Origin of the sequence: Streptomyces sp. NPDC005435 (assembly GCF_040703155.1) — a bacterium.
Taxonomy (GTDB): domain Bacteria; phylum Actinomycetota; class Actinomycetes; order Streptomycetales; family Streptomycetaceae; genus Streptomyces.
The window spans coordinates 138,857-153,232 of the sequence record NZ_JBEXEQ010000003.1; the positions used below are offsets into that span (position 1 = coordinate 138,857).

Here is a 14,376-nt window from a genome sequence, read left to right on the forward strand (position 1 = left end):
GCACGTCAGGGCCGCTCCGCAGCCGTAGCGCGCCTACCGCAGAGCTGGACGAGGAGCCGCACCTCATGGCCGAACACCCCGCCTACCCCGTAGGTCTCCGCCTGGCAGGGCGCCGCGTGGTCGTGCTCGGCGGCGGCCAGGTCGCCCAGCGCCGCCTGCCGGCGCTGATCGCGGCGGGCGCGGACGTGCTGCTGATCTCGCCCGAGGCCACTCCCTCCGTCGAGGCGATGGCGGACGCGGGCGAGATCACCTGGGAGCGGCGGCCGTACGCCGAGGGCGATCTGAACGGCGCCTGGTACGCCCTGATCGCCACCAGCGACCAGGTCGCCAACGCCACCGCCTCCGCCGAGGCCGAGCACGAGCGCGTGTGGTGCGTACGCTCCGACGACGCCGACGCGGCCACCGCCTGGACCCCGGCCACCGGCACCAGCGAGGGCGTGACGGTCGCCGTCCTCACCACCACCGCCCGCGCCCGCGACCCCCGGCACACCGCCGCCGTCCGCGACGCGGTCGTGGCCGGCCTGCGCGACGGCACCCTGGTCGCCCCCCACTTCCGTACCCGCACCCCCGGAGTCGCCCTGGTCGGCGGCGGCCCCGGCGACCCGGACCTGATCACCGTGCGCGGCCGGCGCCTGCTCGCGGAGGCCGACGTGGTCATCGCCGACCGGCTCGGCCCGCGCGATCTGCTCGCCGAACTCCCGCCGCACGTCGAGGTGATCGACGCGGCGAAGATCCCCTACGGCCGGTACATGGCCCAGGAGGCCATCAACAACGCCCTGATCGAGCACGCCAAGCAGGGCAAGTCCGTGGTGCGGCTCAAGGGCGGCGACCCCTTCGTCTTCGGCCGGGGCATGGAGGAGGTCCAGGCGCTCACCGAGGCGGGCATCCCCTGCACGGTCGTCCCCGGCATCACCAGCTCGGTGTCCGTGCCGGGCGCGGCCGGGATACCCGTCACGCACCGGGGCGTCGCCCATGAGTTCACCGTGGTCAGCGGGCATGTCGCCCCCGACGACGAACGCTCCCTGGTCGACTGGCCCTCGCTCGCCAAGCTCACCGGCACCCTGGTGATCCTCATGGGCGTCGACAAGATGGGCCGCATCGCCGAGACCCTCATCGCCCACGGCAAGTCCCCCGACACCCCGGTCGCCCTGGTCCAGGAGGGCACGACCGCCGCCCAGCGCCGGGTGGACGCCACGCTCGCCACGGTCGCCGAGACGGTACGGCGCGAGGCGGTGAAGCCGCCCGCCGTGATCGTGGTCGGCGAGGTGGTCGCGGTGGGCCCGGCGACACCGGACGCCTGAGGCACCCGCGCCCGCACTCTTTTCTCTCTTCAGCTCTCCAGAACGAGGCAGCATCTTCCCGTGGCCGAACTCATCACCATCACGGACCCCGACGACCCCCGCCTGCACGACTACACGAACCTCACCGACGTGGAGCTGCGCCGCAGGCGCGAGCCCGCCGAGGGGCTGTTCATCGCGGAGGGCGAGAAGGTGATCCGCCGGGCACGGGCGGCGGGCTACGACACGCGCTCCATGCTGCTCACCCCCAAGTGGACCGAGGTGATGCGGGACGTCATCGACGAACTCCCCGCCCCCGTCTACTGCGTGAGCCCCGAACTGGCCGAACGCGTCACCGGCTACCACGTCCACCGCGGCGCCCTCGCCTCCATGGGCCGCAACGCCCTGCCGACGGCCGCCGAAGTACTGGCCCCCGCCCGCCGCGTGGCCGTCTTCGAGGACATGGTCGACCACGCCAACCTCGGCGCCGCCTTCCGCAACGCGGCCGCACTCGGCGTGGACGCGGTCCTCCTCACCCCCCGCTGCGCCGACCCGCTCTACCGCCGCGCGGTCAAGGTCTCCATGGGCGCCGTCTTCTCCGTCCCCTACGCCCGCTTCGACACCTGGCCGCAGGACGCGGGCACCCTCCACGACGCGGGCTTCGTCATCGCGGCCCTCTGTCTGGGCCCGGACTCCATCACCCTGGACGAACTGGCCGCCGAGCACCACGAGAAGCTGGCCCTGATGCTCGGCACCGAGGGCGACGGCCTGTCCCGCGCGGCCATGGACGCCGCCGACAAACTGGTCCGCATCCCGATGTCGGCGGGCATCGACTCGCTGAACGTGGCGGCGGCGTCGGCGGTGGCGTTCTACGCGACCTGCCGCAACCCGTAGAACCGCCGCGCCCGGCGGCCTACTTGACGGTGGTTGAGGAACCGCCGGGCCGTGGCGTCGGGTCGTACTCCCGCTCCACCGGCACCGCGTCGCCCCCCGGACCGGTCTTCGGCTGGACGTGCGTCTGGTGGCCGCCGGCGCCGCCGAGCCCCCGGGACGGACCCGTGCAGCCCTGCGCCAGGGCGATGCCCAGCGCGACCAGCAGCGTCACCACCACGAACACGAACAGACGCTGGCGCAGCAGCCGTGGATTGGCCGGGCGCAGCCGGGTGCCCGTCGTACGGGGCGCCGGGCGGCCGGCACCGCTGCGGGGTCCGGCCGGGCGGCCGTTGCCCGTGGAGCGCGGGCGCGGCGCCGGGGTCGTACGGGACGCGCCCGGCCGCGAGCCGCCCCGCGAAGGGGCCCCGCCCCGGGCCGGCGTGGCACCGCGCGGCAGCGGCGTACCCGAGGGGGAGGGCCGCCGCTGGGTCGTGCGGTGCTGGTCCGGATAGGTGTCCACCAGGCGCCCGGCACCCCGGTCGCCCTCCGCGGTGCGCGGCACGGGCGGCCGTACGTCGCCCAGGCCCTGGGCCTCGCGCGCCGCGATCTCCTTGAGCCGCAGGGACAGCTGGAGCGTGCTCGGCCGGTCGTCCGGGTCCTTGGCCAGACACGCCCGCACCAGCGGGGCCAGCGCGTCCGGCACACCGTGCAGCTGGGGCTCCTCGTGCACCACGCGGTACAGCATCACCTCGGAACTGCCGTGTCCGAAGGGCGAGTCACCGGTCGAGGCGTACGCCAGGGTCGCCCCCAGCGAGAACACGTCCGTCGCCGGGGTCACCGCGGCCCCGCGCACCTGCTCCGGCGCCAGGAAGCCGGGGGAGCCCACCGCCGTGCCCACATGCGTGAGCGTGGAGGCACCCGTCGCCCAGGCGATGCCGAAGTCGATGATCCGGGGGCCCTTGGGGGACAGCAGGATGTTGGACGGCTTCAGGTCCCGGTGGACCACGCCCGCCTCATGGACGGCGACCAGTCCCTCCGACAGCGCCGCCCCGATCGCCGCGGCCTCGGCCGCGACCAGCGGGCCTTCGTCGGCCACCTTGTCGTGCAGCGAGGGCCCGGGCACGTACTGCGTCGCGAACCACGGCCGCTCCGCCTCCAGGTCCGCGGCCACCAGCCGCGCCGTACAGCCGCCCCGGATGCGCCGGGCCGCCGACACCTCCCGCGCGAACCGCGACCGGAACTCCTGGTCCTCCGCGAGGTCCGGCCGGATCACCTTCAGCGCGACCCGCTGCCCCTTCTTGTCGGAGCCGAGGTAGACCACGCCCATCCCGCCCGCGCCGAGCCGTCGGTGAAGCCTGAACGAGCCGACGACGCGCGGGTCCTCGCGCCTCAGGCGCATCATCGCCATGTTCATCCCCGCTGCCCGGTCCCTGTGACTCGGCCCAGCTTACGTTTCCACGGCCGCCCGCGCGCAGAGGCCGCGCCCTCCGGTACCGACGGATTGCGCGGACGGCCACGCCAGGTGAAGCCCGGTCAGCAGACGGTCAATTGCAGAGCTGTTGAGAGTCGCTGGATATCAACAAGTCGACCAGACAAGGGTGTTGTGGATCAGTGACCGGCCCGTCGGCCGCGAGAGGGGGCCGCGCGGGACCGGTCCCCGGCGGTCCGCCGCCGCGCCCTCCGCCCCGCTCCCGGGCGACGCGGGTCACCACGAGGAGGTCAAAGTGACCGAAGTCATACGTATCCACCCGTGGGTGGAGAGCGGCCCCTGCGGCGGTCCCCGGCGCCGGCAACGGGCGACCCCTCCGGGAAGACCCCGAGAACCGGAGCGGGGTCTCCACCCAGGGGAGTACTCCGTGCGGGAGGGCTCATCCTCCGGGAGGCCCGCCATTCGGTACGAGGGCATGACGCCCGGGATAGCGCCCCGCGCCTACATTTGAGGTCAAGCGGCGGGTGCGGTACTCGTCCCCCGAGGTCACACGCCCGCCGCTGTTCACGAAGCGCGACAACACAAGAACCACCGAGCACGACCAGGGAAAGCCTGGAGGGATCATGGCCCACACGGCACCGAGGCGCACCACGCCCGGCCCCCGCCGGACCGGCCGCCGCCACCCGGCGGTGGCGACCCTCATGGCCCTGCCCCTGGCACTGCTGCTCCTCCTCGTCTTCGACGGGTGGGAGACGGTGGCCACACAGGCGTCGTCCGTGGGTGCGATGCTGGGGCGCTGACCAGCGCTCCAGACCCGGAAGAGCGGTCCGGGCTCCATCCATCCATCCTTTCAACCCCGTGGGGACGGGGGTGCGGCGGACGGCACGAATGCCGGCGCAGCTGGGGAGCTGCGCCGGCATTGCGCTGTCCGGCCCCGACCACGACAGCCTGCACTGTGATGGGCATACTGTCGGCTGATCGCTCGATCGCCGGGGTGCCCTTCGTCCCGGGATGTGCGGTCCTTCGGAAACAGGGGGAGTGGGGGATTGTCATGGGGCTGATGGACCGTATCCGCGGTGAGTTCATCGACATCATCGAGTGGACCGACGACAGCCGGGACACCATCGTGTGGCGCTTCCCGCGCCACGGCAACGAGATCAAGATGGGCGCCCAGCTCGTGGTGCGCGAGTCGCAGGTCGCCGTCTTCGTCAACGAGGGCCGCCTCGCCGACGTCTACCAGCCCGGCACATACACCCTCTCCACCCGGAACATGCCGGTCCTGTCCACCCTGAAGGGCTGGAAGCACGGCTTCGAGTCGCCCTTCAAGGCCGAGGTCTACTTCGTCACCACCCGGCAGTTCACCGACTTCAAGTGGGGCACCCAGAACCCGGTGATCCTCAGGGACGCCGACTTCGGCATGGTCCGCGTCCGCGCCTTCGGCACCTTCGCCGCCAAGGTGGTGGACGCCGCCGCGCTGCTGCGCGAACTGGTCGGCACCGACCCGCAGTTCCGCACCGAGGAGGTCGGCGAGCACCTGCGGCAGCTGATCGTCTCCAAGCTGGGCTCCGCGCTGGGCGCCGCCGGCGTACCGCTGCTCGACCTCGCCGCCCGGCAGGACGGCATCGGGCGGCAGCTGGCCGAGGCGCTGACCCAGGAGCTGGCCGCCACCGGCATCGCCGTCCCCCGCTTCCACATCGAGAACATCAGCGTCCCGCCGGAGGTCGAGGCGGCGATCGACACCCGCTCCCGGATGGCCGTCACCGGCAACCTGGACGACTACGCCAAGCTCCAGGCGGCCGACGCGATGACGATCGCCGCCGCCAACCCCGGGACGGGCGGCGACGCGGTCGGCCTGGGCGTGGGCATGGCGCTGGGCCAGCGGATCGCGCAGAGCGCGTCCGGTGCGGCGACGGCCCCGCCGGTCCCGGCGGCACAGCCCGTCCCCGCCCCCGCCTCCGCCGACGTCCCGCCGCCGCTGCCCACCGCCCCGCGCTGGTTCCTCGCCGTCGGCGGACAGCAGCAGGGCCCGTACGACGAGAGCGCGCTGGCCGGGCAGGTGGCGGCCGGGAACCTGACCCGCGCCACCCTGGTCTGGCGCAGCGGGCAGGCCGCCTGGCAGCCCGCGGAGGGAATCCCGGAGCTGGCGCCGCTGTTCGCCGACGTTCCGCCGCCGCTGCCCCCGCAGGGCTGAGCGCGGACTTTTCGGCAACAGGTCACAAGGAGAACAGAGTTGACGGACCAGGACGTCGCGCCCGCGCCCGACCGGGCGTTCCAGTGCGAGGCGTGCGGCGGGGTCAGCGAGTACGCGCCCGGGACGTACGCGCTGCGCTGCCCCTACTGCAAGCACGAGCAGGACATCACGCCGGTACCCCGGCAGGTCACCGAGCACCCGATCGAGGAACTGGCCGCGCTGCCCCACCGGGCCGCCGCTCCGGACCGGGTCAAGACGTACACCTGCCCCGGCTGCCACGCCGTGACCGAGAGCGACACCCTCAGCGACAAGTGCCCCTTCTGCGCCACCCCGCTGGTCTCCGAGGCCTCCGGCACCGAACGCGTGGTGCCCGAGGCGGTGCTGCCCTTCGGGGTGAGCCGCGACCAGGCCCGTGACGCGCTGGCGAAGTGGACCAAGTCCCGCTGGTTCGCGCCCGACGAGCTGAAGAAGGTCACCGAGGCCGAGACCTTCCGGGGCAGTTACCTGCCGCACTGGACGTACGACGCGCAGACCAGCACCCGGTACTCCGGCCAGCGCGGCGACTACTACTGGGTCGAGGAGGAGGACTCCGAGGGCCGTACCCGGCGCGTACGGCACACCGACTGGCAGCCCGCGTTCGGCACGGTCGACCGGTTCTTCGACGACGTACTGGTGCCCGGCAGCACCCAGGTCCCGGAAAAGGAACTGGACGAACTCGCCCCCTGGCCCCTGGAGGAGACCGTCCCGTACCAGGAGGAGTACCTCGCGGGCTTCCGCACCGTCCGCTACGACGTCGAGCCCGAGGCCGGTCTCGAGTCGGCGAAGGCCCGCATGGCCCCGGTGATCCGCGCCGACTGCAAACGGGACATCGGCGGCAACGAGCAGCGGGTCCTCTCGATGTCCACCTCCTACAGCGCCCTCACCTACAAACTGCTCCTGCTGCCCGTCTGGTTCCTCACCTACGTCCACGCGGGCAAGACCTGGCCGGTGATGGTCAACGCCCGCACCGGCGAAGTCATCGGCGAACGCCCGTACAGCGCGACGAAGATCACCCTGGCCTCGGTGGGTGGCGCGCTGCTGATCGGGCTGGTGCTGCTGCTGGTGATGATGCTGCGGCATTGAGGACGGGGGTCTTCGGGGCGGGGCATGACTTCGCCGGTAGTTGTTGCGCATCCGACACGACCCGCCACAAGATCAATTGTTCGCGGACCGCAGTCTGTCCAGCTCGTCCCCGATCGCTGCACGCAGCGGGTCGTGCTGCGGTCCGAGTGCGTACTGCTTTTCGGTCCACCTCTCGCGGGGATACAGCCACACCGGCATGCGCACCAGGTCGGCCGGCTCCCACTCGAACCGGGGCCACACGTGTGCGTGCAGGAACCCATCGGTGTTGCCCAGGATCTCCAGATTGACCCGCCGGAAAGCCGCGTCCAGGTGACGCGATGCTCGCTCGACCGCTTCCCCGAGTTGGTCCATGTCGGACAGGAAGGCCAGCCGCTTGTCCCGGCGCAGGTCCGACAGCCGTTCCACCTCGGGATCGTCCACCAGGAGCACTGAGTAGCCCGGGAGGAACTGCACATCGCCGATCGCCGCGAATCCCGCGTTCAAGCGCCGCAGAACTGCGGGGTTCTCGCCTCGCAGGGCACTCCCGATCCGGTCCGTCCGCCAGTCATCAACCATGGCCAGAACCTATCCGACCGCGATCATCGCCCTGTCTGACGACGTCGGGACATCGCAGTGACCGCCATTCGTCAGTCCGGAAAGGGCGCCGGGGGCGCGGGTGCGTGTGCGGGCTGTGGTCAGCCGGGTGCCGGGTGCCGGGTGCCGGGTGCCGGGCTCCGGGCTCCGGGCTCCGTACGCCGAGCTCGCGTGCCGGCTGCGCGTGTCGCCCCCCGGTCGTCCGGCGCCCGGAGCGCCCCCGTACCCTCACCGCACCCCGCCACCCCGCCCCGAGGCCCCCGTGACCCCAGACGCCCTGACCGTCCATCTCGCCGCCACCGTCCACCCCGGCACGGCGACCCCCTGCCCCTGCCCCACCGGGCTCCTCGCCGACCGGCCCGACGCCACCGTCGTCCGGCACGGCGACACCGTCGCGAAGGCCCATGCCCCCGGTACCGACCCCGACGCGCTCGCCCGGCGCCTGGCGGTGGCCGCCGCTCTCCCGGACGTTCTGCTCGCCCCGCTCGGCGGCACCCCCGAAGCCGTGGACGGCCGTCTCGTCACGTACTGGCCCCACGGCACCCCCGTCGACCGCGACGACCCCGACGCCGCCCCCTGGGAAGCCGCCGCCACCCTCCTCGCCCGGCTCCACCGCACGCCCCTGGACACCTCGCTGCCCCCGATGCGCGGACCGGACAAGGCGGCCGCCGCGACATCCAGGCTGGAGAAGGCCCTCAAAGCCACCCCCTGCCCCGACGCGGCCCCGGTGCTGCGGGCCTGGGCCGCGCTGCCCGGCTGGGCCCGAGGCGAGGACCCCGCGCCCGGCGCACCCGCCCTCTGCCACGGCGATCTGCATCTCGGCCAGCTCGTCCGGCATCCCGCGCCCGACGGCCCCTGGCGCCTGATCGACGTGGACGACCTCGGGGCCGGCGTCCCGGCCTGGGACCTCGCCCGGCCCGCCGCCTGGTACGCCTGCGGGCTGCTGCCGCCCGAGGAGTGGACCCGCTTCCTGGAGGCGTACCGCGCGGCCGGCGGCCCCGCCGTACCGCCCGAGGGCGACCCCTGGCCCGTACTGGACGTACCCGCCCGCGCCCTCACCGTGCAGACCGCCGCCCTGGCGCTCAGCAAGGCGCTGGCCGCGGGCCGTTCACCGGACGAGGTCGAGCAGGCCGTGGTGGACGCCTGCGCCCGCATGACCGCCCACCCGTAACGGTCGCCGGACCCCGGCCGGTTGAGCCGGGATTTCCCGGAATAGGGTGCAACCGGCCGGGGCAGGACGGAGTCTGTCCTGGGGAAACACCAAGCAGGACCCTACGGCGAGGAGTTGAGCCGACGATGCAGTGCCCGAAGTGTCACGCGCCCATGCGCACCTACAACCGCAACGGCATCCAGATCGAGCAGTGCGACGGCTGCCGCGGCATCTTCCTGGACTACGGCGAGCTGGAGGCGCTGACCCGCGTGGAGTCCCAGTGGGCGCAGCCCCCCGCCCCGCAGGCGTACCCGGCCGCCCCGCCCGCCCCCGCCTGGGGCGCCCCGCACGGCGGCGGCCATGGCGGCCACGGCGGTCACTACGGCGGCCACCACCGCCACAAGAGCTTCGGCCACATGCTGTTCTCCAGCTGAGCCGAGAGCAGCGAAAAGCCCCGGCCGTACGAGACGGCCGGGGCTTTTCCGGTGTGTGGACGATACTGGGATTGAACCAGTGACCTCTTCCGTGTCAGGGAAGCGCTCTCCCGCTGAGCTAATCGTCCTCGGGACCACGATCACTCGATGTCACTCCATGGAGCGGACCGTGGGCACTGCGTGCGCGATACTGGGATTGAACCAGTGACCTCTTCCGTGTCAGGGAAGCGCTCTCCCGCTGAGCTAATCGCGCGGGATCGGATCTCCGAGAAGATCCAGTGGACGATACTGGGATTGAACCAGTGACCTCTTCCGTGTCAGGGAAGCGCTCTCCCGCTGAGCTAATCGTCCTTGGAGGTGGAGACGGGATTTGAACCCGTGTAGACGGCTTTGCAGGCCGTTGCCTCGCCTCTCGGCCACTCCACCAGGAGTGTAGGGGATCGGGATGACCCCTGTTTCCAGCGAGCGGACGACGAGGCTCGAACTCGCGACCTCAACCTTGGCAAGGTTGCGCTCTACCAACTGAGCTACGTCCGCTTGTCGTTTCGGTCCGCTTCCGCGTCCCGGCGACGTGTTGAACTTTAGCGGATTCCTCGGCCAGGACAAAAACGCGTTTGCGCAGCGTGCTGCGGTGCACCTCGCGAACGGCATGGTCACGGTCCTCCCGGAGGGCCTCGCGGGCATCGCCGGACCAGCCCCGGACCGCCCCCGGGGGCCCCGCCTAGACTCGGCCACGTGCCTCACCTTCCTCCCGTTCTCCCCCCTATGGCCCGCTTCGGCGACCGCGTCGCCACCGGCCTGCTGGACGTCACCGGCGACCCGGCCGCGCTGGACTCCGAGGGCTTCTGGGCCGTCGTCGCGGACTTCGAGGGCGGCCTGACCTGCGCCCGCTTCGCGCACGTACGGGAGGAGCCGGTGCCCGCCCCGCGCCCCGGCGCCTGGCGCGGACCCGCGCGGGACGCCTGGACCTCCTCCCTCGACCGCGCCGCGTACACCGCCGCCGTACGCCGCATCCGGGAACACATCGCGGCCGGCGAGGTCTACCAGGCCAACCTCTGCCGCGTCCTCAGCGCGCCCGTCGCCCCCGGCGCCGACGTGGACGCCCTCACCGCCCTTCTGGCCCGGGGCAACCCCGCCCCCTACGGAGGAACGGTCCGGCTCCCGGAGCACGGGGTGGAGATAGCCACCGCCTCGCCCGAGCTGTTCCTGCGCCGCGCCGGGCACACCGTCGAGTCCGGCCCCATCAAGGGCACAGGCCGCACCGAGGCCGACCTCCTGGAGAAGGACTACGCCGAGAACGTGATGATCGTGGACCTGGTCCGCAACGACATCGGCCGCGTCTGCGCCACCGGCAGCGTCACCGTCCCCGACCTGTGCGCGGTGGAGAAGCACCCGGGGCTCGTCCACCTGGTCTCCACCGTCCGGGGCGAACTGCGCCCCGGCGCGGGCTGGCCCGAGCTGCTCACCGCCGCCTTCCCGCCCGGCTCGGTCACCGGCGCCCCCAAGACGAGCGCCCTGCGGATCATCGAGGCCCTGGAGCCCGCCCCGCGCGGCCCCTACTGCGGCGCCGTCGGCTGGGTCGACGCCGACCGGGGCACCGCCGGGCTGGCCGTCGGCATCCGCACCTTCTGGATCGACCGGGCCGCCGGGGAACTCCGCTTCGGCGCGGGCGCCGGCATCACCTGGGGGTCCGACCCCGAGGGGGAGTGGCGCGAGACGGAACTGAAGGCGTCCCGGCTGCTCGCGATAGCGTCGGGGGAGTACCAGGAAAGTGGAGAGGCACTCACATGAGGATCTGGCTGGACGGCGAACTGCGTGACGCCGAGTCCGCGCGCGTCTCGGTCTTCGACCACGGGCTCACCGTGGGCGACGGCATCTTCGAGACCGTCAAGGCGGTCGACGGACGCCCCTTCGCGCTCACCCGCCACCTCGACCGGCTCACCCGCTCGGCCCGCGGCCTCGGCCTGCCCGACCCCGACCACGACGAGCTGCACCGCGCCTGCGAGGCCGTCCTCCAGGCCAACCCCATGCCGCTCGGCCGGCTGCGCATCACCTACACCGGCGGCCACGGCCCCCTCGGCTCCGACCGGGGCGAGCACGGCCCCACCCTGCTCGTCGCCCTCGGCGAGACCACCCGCCGCCCCGACTCCACCGCCGTGATCACCGTCCCCTGGACCCGCAACGAACGCGGCGCGCTCACCGGCCTGAAGACCACCTCGTACGCCGAGAACGTCGTCGCCCTCGCCCGCGCCCACGAACAGGGCGCGTCCGAGGCGCTGTTCGCCAACACGGTCGGACAGCTCTGCGAGGGCACCGGCTCCAACGTCTTCGTCGTCCTCGACGGCGAGCTCCACACCCCGCCGGTCGCCTCCGGCTGCCTCGCGGGCATCACCCGCGCCCTCACCGTGGAGTGGACCGGCGCCAAGGAGACCGACCTCCCGCTGGACGTCCTGGAGCGCGCCGAGGAGATCTTCCTGACCTCCACCCTGCGCGACGTACAGGCCGTGCACCGCGTCGACGGCCGCGAACTGCCCGGCGCCCCGGGCCCCGTGACCGCCAAGGCGATGCGGATCTTCGAGGAGCGGTCCCGGCAGGACCTCAACCCCTGAGCGGAACAAGGGAGTCGGCGCGGGTCCGGGGGAACCGGTCGGGAAATACAGCTGAACCGACGCCCCGGAGCGGGTAGAACTCCGGTGATGACCACCACCCTGCGGCCGGCCGAGCCGCTTCAGCAGCACGCCGACGGAACTTGTTCACGCCGCTACGAGGTGTGCGTGAACGGACGTCACGTCGGCGAGATCCACCTCGGCACCTCCCCGTCCCTCGGCGCCTCGGTCGCCCGCATCGCCGAGCTGCGCGTGGACGAGCCCGACCGGCGGCGCGGCCGGGCCACGGTGGCCGCGCTCGCGGCCGAGGAGGTGGCGCGCGGGTGGGGGTGCGTCCAGATCGAGGCCGCGGTCCCGGCCGGGGCGGAGGCGGCGCTGCGGCTCGCCACCGTCCTCGGCTACGCGCCGCGCAACCGCAGGATGGCCAAGAGCCTGGGGGACACCCCGCCCGGACTGCCGCCGGGCAGCCACGTACGGCCGATGACCCCGGCCGAGTACGACACGTGGCAGGAGTACGCGCGCGAGGACTACGCCCGCGACTGGATCAAGCGCGGCGTCCCCGAGGCCGCCGCCCGCGCCAAGGCCCACCGGGACCACGAGACGCTGCTCCCGCGCGGCCCGGAGACCGAGGGCATGCTCTTCAGCGTCCTGGAGCACGAGGGCACGCGGGTCGGCCTCCTGTGGGTGGCCCTGACGGACTCCGGCGCGTACGTCTACGAGGTCGAGACCGCCGCCGCCCACCGGGGCCGGGGGCACGGCCGCACGCTCATGCTGCTGGCGGAGCGCCAGGCGATCGGCGCGGGCCGCACCCGCCTCGGACTCAACGTGTTCGCGGACAACGTCCCCGCCGAGCGGCTGTACGAGTCGCTCGGCTACGAGACGACGGAACGCTCCTTCGCCAAGCCGCTGCTTTAGGGGGGGGCGGGTGGCGTTCCTGGGCGGCCGGGGGCGGGACCGGGGGCGGGGCGGCCGGGCGCGGCGCGGGCGCGGGCCGGGCGCGGAGCGAGGGCGGCGCGAGAGCGGCGCGGACCGGGCGTGGAGCGAGGCCGGGCGGGGCCGGGCGTGGAGCGGGGGCCGCCTGGACCGGGCGTGGAGCGGGCGAGGCCAGGCGCGGAGCGGGGGCGGCCCGGGCGTGGAGCGGGCCGGGCCGGGCGCGGGCCGGGGGCGTGATCCGGTCTCCGGCGCCCGGCGGGGGGAGGTGTCGGCTCAGGCCCGCTCGGTCAGCAGCCGGTCCGCGATCTCCTCGATGCGCCCGCGCAGCCCCTCCTGGCTCTTGCCGCCGTCCAGGCGCTCGCCGCCGATGACATAGGTGGGGGTGCCGGTGACACCGATCGCCTTGCCCTCGGCCTGGTCGGCGTCCACGATCAGGATGTGCCGGCCGTCGATCAGCGCGGTGTCGAACTCCTCGGCGTCCAGGCCGAGTTCACGGGCGACCTCGATCAGCAGCTTCTCGCCCCCGCGCTCCAGCTCCTCGACCCGCCCGAGCACGGCCTCGACGTACGGCCAGCCCTGCCCCTGCTCCGCGGCCTCCTCGGCGGCCTGTGCGGCGGCGAAGGCGTGCTTGTGCTTCTCCAGCGGGAAGTGCCGCAGCCGCACGTCGAGCCGGTCACCGTAGCGGGCGCGCAGGGCGCGGACGTCGTCCAGGGCGGTACGGCAGTCGGGGCACTGAAGTTCACACCACACATCGAGGACGACGGGCTCGACGCGTGCGGGGGAGGAGTCGTTCATGTGCCCCAGTCTTCCAGGCCCTGACCTCGGCGCTCCCCGTCACCCCGAGAGATCTCCGGTCCCGACCCCGAGATCTCCCTGATGTGCGGGCCGGGGCATGGCATCGCGGGGCGGGGGCGGTGCAGGATGGAAGGGACGAAGCGCACCGTGCGCCTCGTGTCGTCGTCGCGTCGGCGCCCCGCCGGCCGGACCCGTCTGGAGGACCGGATGCTTGCCGAGACCATCTGTTCCGCCGTCTCCGCCGCGGGCCTGGGCATCGCCGCGGTCACGGCCTACCGCAAGCGCTTCCTGACCGCCCTGCGCGTCACGGCCTACTCGCTGGTGCCGGTCGGCCTGGTGATGACCGGCGTCGTGGGCTGGCTCGCCCGCACGGCCTTCAGCCCCCTCGCCTGGGCGGGTTTCGGTGTGCTGGCGCTGTCCGCGGTGCTCTTCCTGCTCACCCGCGCGGTCGAGCGCAGGCGCGGCCGTGCCGGGAAGGGCGCGATACGGGGCGCGGAGGCCGACCCCGTGGCGCCCGCCGCCTCGGCGCCGTCCCTCGGCCGGGGCGGTAAGCGCGCGGACCGCCCCGCCGCCCCGTCCGCCGGTGCCGGTGCCGGCGACGACTTCAGCGACATCGAGGCCATCCTCAAGAAGCACGGCATATGACCCGGCCCTGATGGAGCGAGGCGTCACAGGTCGCCCCGGTACGTCCGAAAACGTTCACGACCCGGAGCGAGCCGAACGAATCGGTGCGAATTTCGCAGACTCCCGCGCTTTACAGGTGTGTTGATCGCGTACAGGGCGCCCCGTGGTCCATCATCACCGGCGAGATGGTCGATACGACACAGAGCGAGGCCCCGCCGCAGGAGGACGAGCCGCGCGGGTGCCTCTTCGCCCTTTCCCAGCCACCGCTGATGATCTTCCTAGCGGTGATCGGGTGTCTGATCCTCATGGCGGCGCTGCACGACCTGCTGCTGCTGTGAGCCGTACGCGTCCGTCCCGGCGTCACCCGCC

15 protein-coding genes and 5 tRNA genes are annotated in these 14,376 nt (G+C 73.1%); 12 read left to right on the top strand and 8 right to left on the bottom strand.

Annotated features, from left to right (window positions below; all coding sequences use genetic code 11):
- Window positions 1–65: 65 nt before the first annotated feature.
- A complete protein-coding gene (cobA, locus tag AB0898_RS05500) occupies window positions 66–1,301 on the top strand; it encodes a uroporphyrinogen-III C-methyltransferase (protein WP_366801513.1) in 1,236 nt (411 codons plus the stop codon).
- A gap of 60 nt (window positions 1,302–1,361) precedes the next feature.
- Window positions 1,362–2,171: an RNA methyltransferase gene (locus AB0898_RS05505; RefSeq protein WP_366801514.1), complete on the top strand. Its 810-nt coding sequence runs from the start codon at window positions 1,362–1,364 to the stop codon at window positions 2,169–2,171.
- Window positions 2,172–2,190: 19 nt separating this feature from the next.
- Here the strand turns inward: AB0898_RS05505 and AB0898_RS05510 are convergent, their stop codons facing one another.
- A complete protein-coding gene (locus AB0898_RS05510; protein WP_366801515.1) occupies window positions 2,191–3,564 on the bottom strand; it encodes a protein kinase domain-containing protein in 1,374 nt (457 codons plus the stop codon).
- A 638-nt stretch (window positions 3,565–4,202) separates the two neighbouring features.
- Here AB0898_RS05510 and AB0898_RS05515 point away from each other — a divergent pair.
- The 3 genes from AB0898_RS05515 (at window position 4,203) to AB0898_RS05525 (ending at window position 6,892) form a co-directional block, all read left to right on the top strand.
- A complete protein-coding gene (locus tag AB0898_RS05515) occupies window positions 4,203–4,379 on the top strand; it encodes a hypothetical protein (protein WP_018549062.1) in 177 nt (58 codons plus the stop codon).
- 260 nt (window positions 4,380–4,639) lie between these two features.
- Window positions 4,640–5,770, top strand: coding sequence for an SPFH domain-containing protein (locus AB0898_RS05520; protein WP_366801516.1), 1,131 nt, complete (start codon window positions 4,640–4,642; stop codon window positions 5,768–5,770).
- A 39-nt stretch (window positions 5,771–5,809) separates the two neighbouring features.
- The gene (locus tag AB0898_RS05525; protein WP_366801517.1) at window positions 5,810–6,892 is read left to right on the top strand and encodes a hypothetical protein; all 1,083 of its coding nucleotides are present in this window, start codon (window positions 5,810–5,812) and stop codon (window positions 6,890–6,892) included.
- A gap of 72 nt (window positions 6,893–6,964) precedes the next feature.
- On the opposite strand, the gene AB0898_RS05530 is transcribed toward AB0898_RS05525, so the two are convergent.
- On the bottom strand, window positions 6,965–7,447 hold the full coding sequence (locus AB0898_RS05530) for a diadenosine tetraphosphate hydrolase (RefSeq protein WP_366801518.1): 483 nt from the start codon (window positions 7,445–7,447) through the stop codon (window positions 6,965–6,967).
- A 280-nt stretch (window positions 7,448–7,727) separates the two neighbouring features.
- Here AB0898_RS05530 and AB0898_RS05535 point away from each other — a divergent pair, with 280 nt between their 5' ends.
- Together AB0898_RS05535 and AB0898_RS05540 are read left to right on the top strand one after the other, a co-directional pair.
- The gene (locus AB0898_RS05535) at window positions 7,728–8,636 is read left to right on the top strand and encodes an aminoglycoside phosphotransferase family protein (RefSeq protein WP_366801519.1); all 909 of its coding nucleotides are present in this window, start codon (window positions 7,728–7,730) and stop codon (window positions 8,634–8,636) included.
- A 125-nt stretch (window positions 8,637–8,761) separates the two neighbouring features.
- Window positions 8,762–9,049 (top strand): zf-TFIIB domain-containing protein, encoded by a 288-nt coding sequence (locus AB0898_RS05540; protein ID WP_356103182.1) that lies wholly within the window; start codon window positions 8,762–8,764, stop codon window positions 9,047–9,049.
- A gap of 56 nt (window positions 9,050–9,105) precedes the next feature.
- Here the strand turns inward: AB0898_RS05540 and AB0898_RS05545 are convergent.
- The 5 genes from AB0898_RS05545 to AB0898_RS05565 all read right to left on the bottom strand — a co-directional run bounded on the left by AB0898_RS05545 (window position 9,106) and on the right by AB0898_RS05565 (window position 9,586).
- Window positions 9,106–9,177, bottom strand: a tRNA-Val gene (locus AB0898_RS05545).
- Between the two features lie 53 nt (window positions 9,178–9,230).
- Window positions 9,231–9,302: transfer RNA gene (locus AB0898_RS05550), tRNA-Val, on the bottom strand.
- 26 nt (window positions 9,303–9,328) lie between these two features.
- Window positions 9,329–9,400, bottom strand: a tRNA-Val gene (locus AB0898_RS05555).
- 1 nt (window position 9,401) lies between these two features.
- A tRNA-Cys gene (locus AB0898_RS05560) sits at window positions 9,402–9,475 on the bottom strand.
- A 38-nt stretch (window positions 9,476–9,513) separates the two neighbouring features.
- Window positions 9,514–9,586: transfer RNA gene (locus AB0898_RS05565), tRNA-Gly, on the bottom strand.
- Window positions 9,587–9,814: 228 nt separating this feature from the next.
- On the opposite strand from AB0898_RS05565, the gene AB0898_RS05570 reads away from it, so the two are divergent.
- The 3 genes from AB0898_RS05570 to AB0898_RS05580 all read left to right on the top strand — a co-directional run bounded on the left by AB0898_RS05570 (window position 9,815) and on the right by AB0898_RS05580 (window position 12,570).
- Entirely contained in the window at window positions 9,815–10,840 is a 1,026-nt protein-coding gene (locus AB0898_RS05570) for a chorismate-binding protein (RefSeq protein WP_366801674.1), read from the top strand.
- The gene (locus tag AB0898_RS05575; RefSeq protein ID WP_366801520.1) at window positions 10,837–11,658 is read left to right on the top strand and encodes an aminodeoxychorismate lyase; all 822 of its coding nucleotides are present in this window, start codon (window positions 10,837–10,839) and stop codon (window positions 11,656–11,658) included. Before AB0898_RS05570 ends, AB0898_RS05575 begins: the two co-directional genes overlap by 4 nt.
- A gap of 87 nt (window positions 11,659–11,745) precedes the next feature.
- Window positions 11,746–12,570, top strand: a complete 825-nt coding sequence (locus AB0898_RS05580) for a GNAT family N-acetyltransferase (protein WP_366801521.1) — start codon at window positions 11,746–11,748, stop codon at window positions 12,568–12,570.
- A 291-nt stretch (window positions 12,571–12,861) separates the two neighbouring features.
- Here the strand turns inward: AB0898_RS05580 and AB0898_RS05585 are convergent, their stop codons facing one another.
- Complete coding sequence (locus AB0898_RS05585) at window positions 12,862–13,383, bottom strand: DsbA family protein (protein WP_366801522.1); 522 nt, start codon at window positions 13,381–13,383, stop codon at window positions 12,862–12,864.
- A 207-nt stretch (window positions 13,384–13,590) separates the two neighbouring features.
- Between AB0898_RS05585 and AB0898_RS05590 the strand changes: the two genes are divergently transcribed.
- Both AB0898_RS05590 and AB0898_RS05595 read left to right on the top strand, forming a co-directional pair.
- Window positions 13,591–14,028: a hypothetical protein gene (locus AB0898_RS05590; RefSeq protein WP_366801675.1), complete on the top strand. Its 438-nt coding sequence runs from the start codon at window positions 13,591–13,593 to the stop codon at window positions 14,026–14,028.
- Between the two features lie 164 nt (window positions 14,029–14,192).
- Window positions 14,193–14,345 carry a hypothetical protein gene (locus AB0898_RS05595; RefSeq protein ID WP_199587679.1) on the top strand — a complete coding sequence of 51 codons (153 nt, stop codon included), beginning with the start codon at window positions 14,193–14,195 and terminating at the stop codon, window positions 14,343–14,345.
- Window positions 14,346–14,376 lie beyond the last annotated feature (31 nt).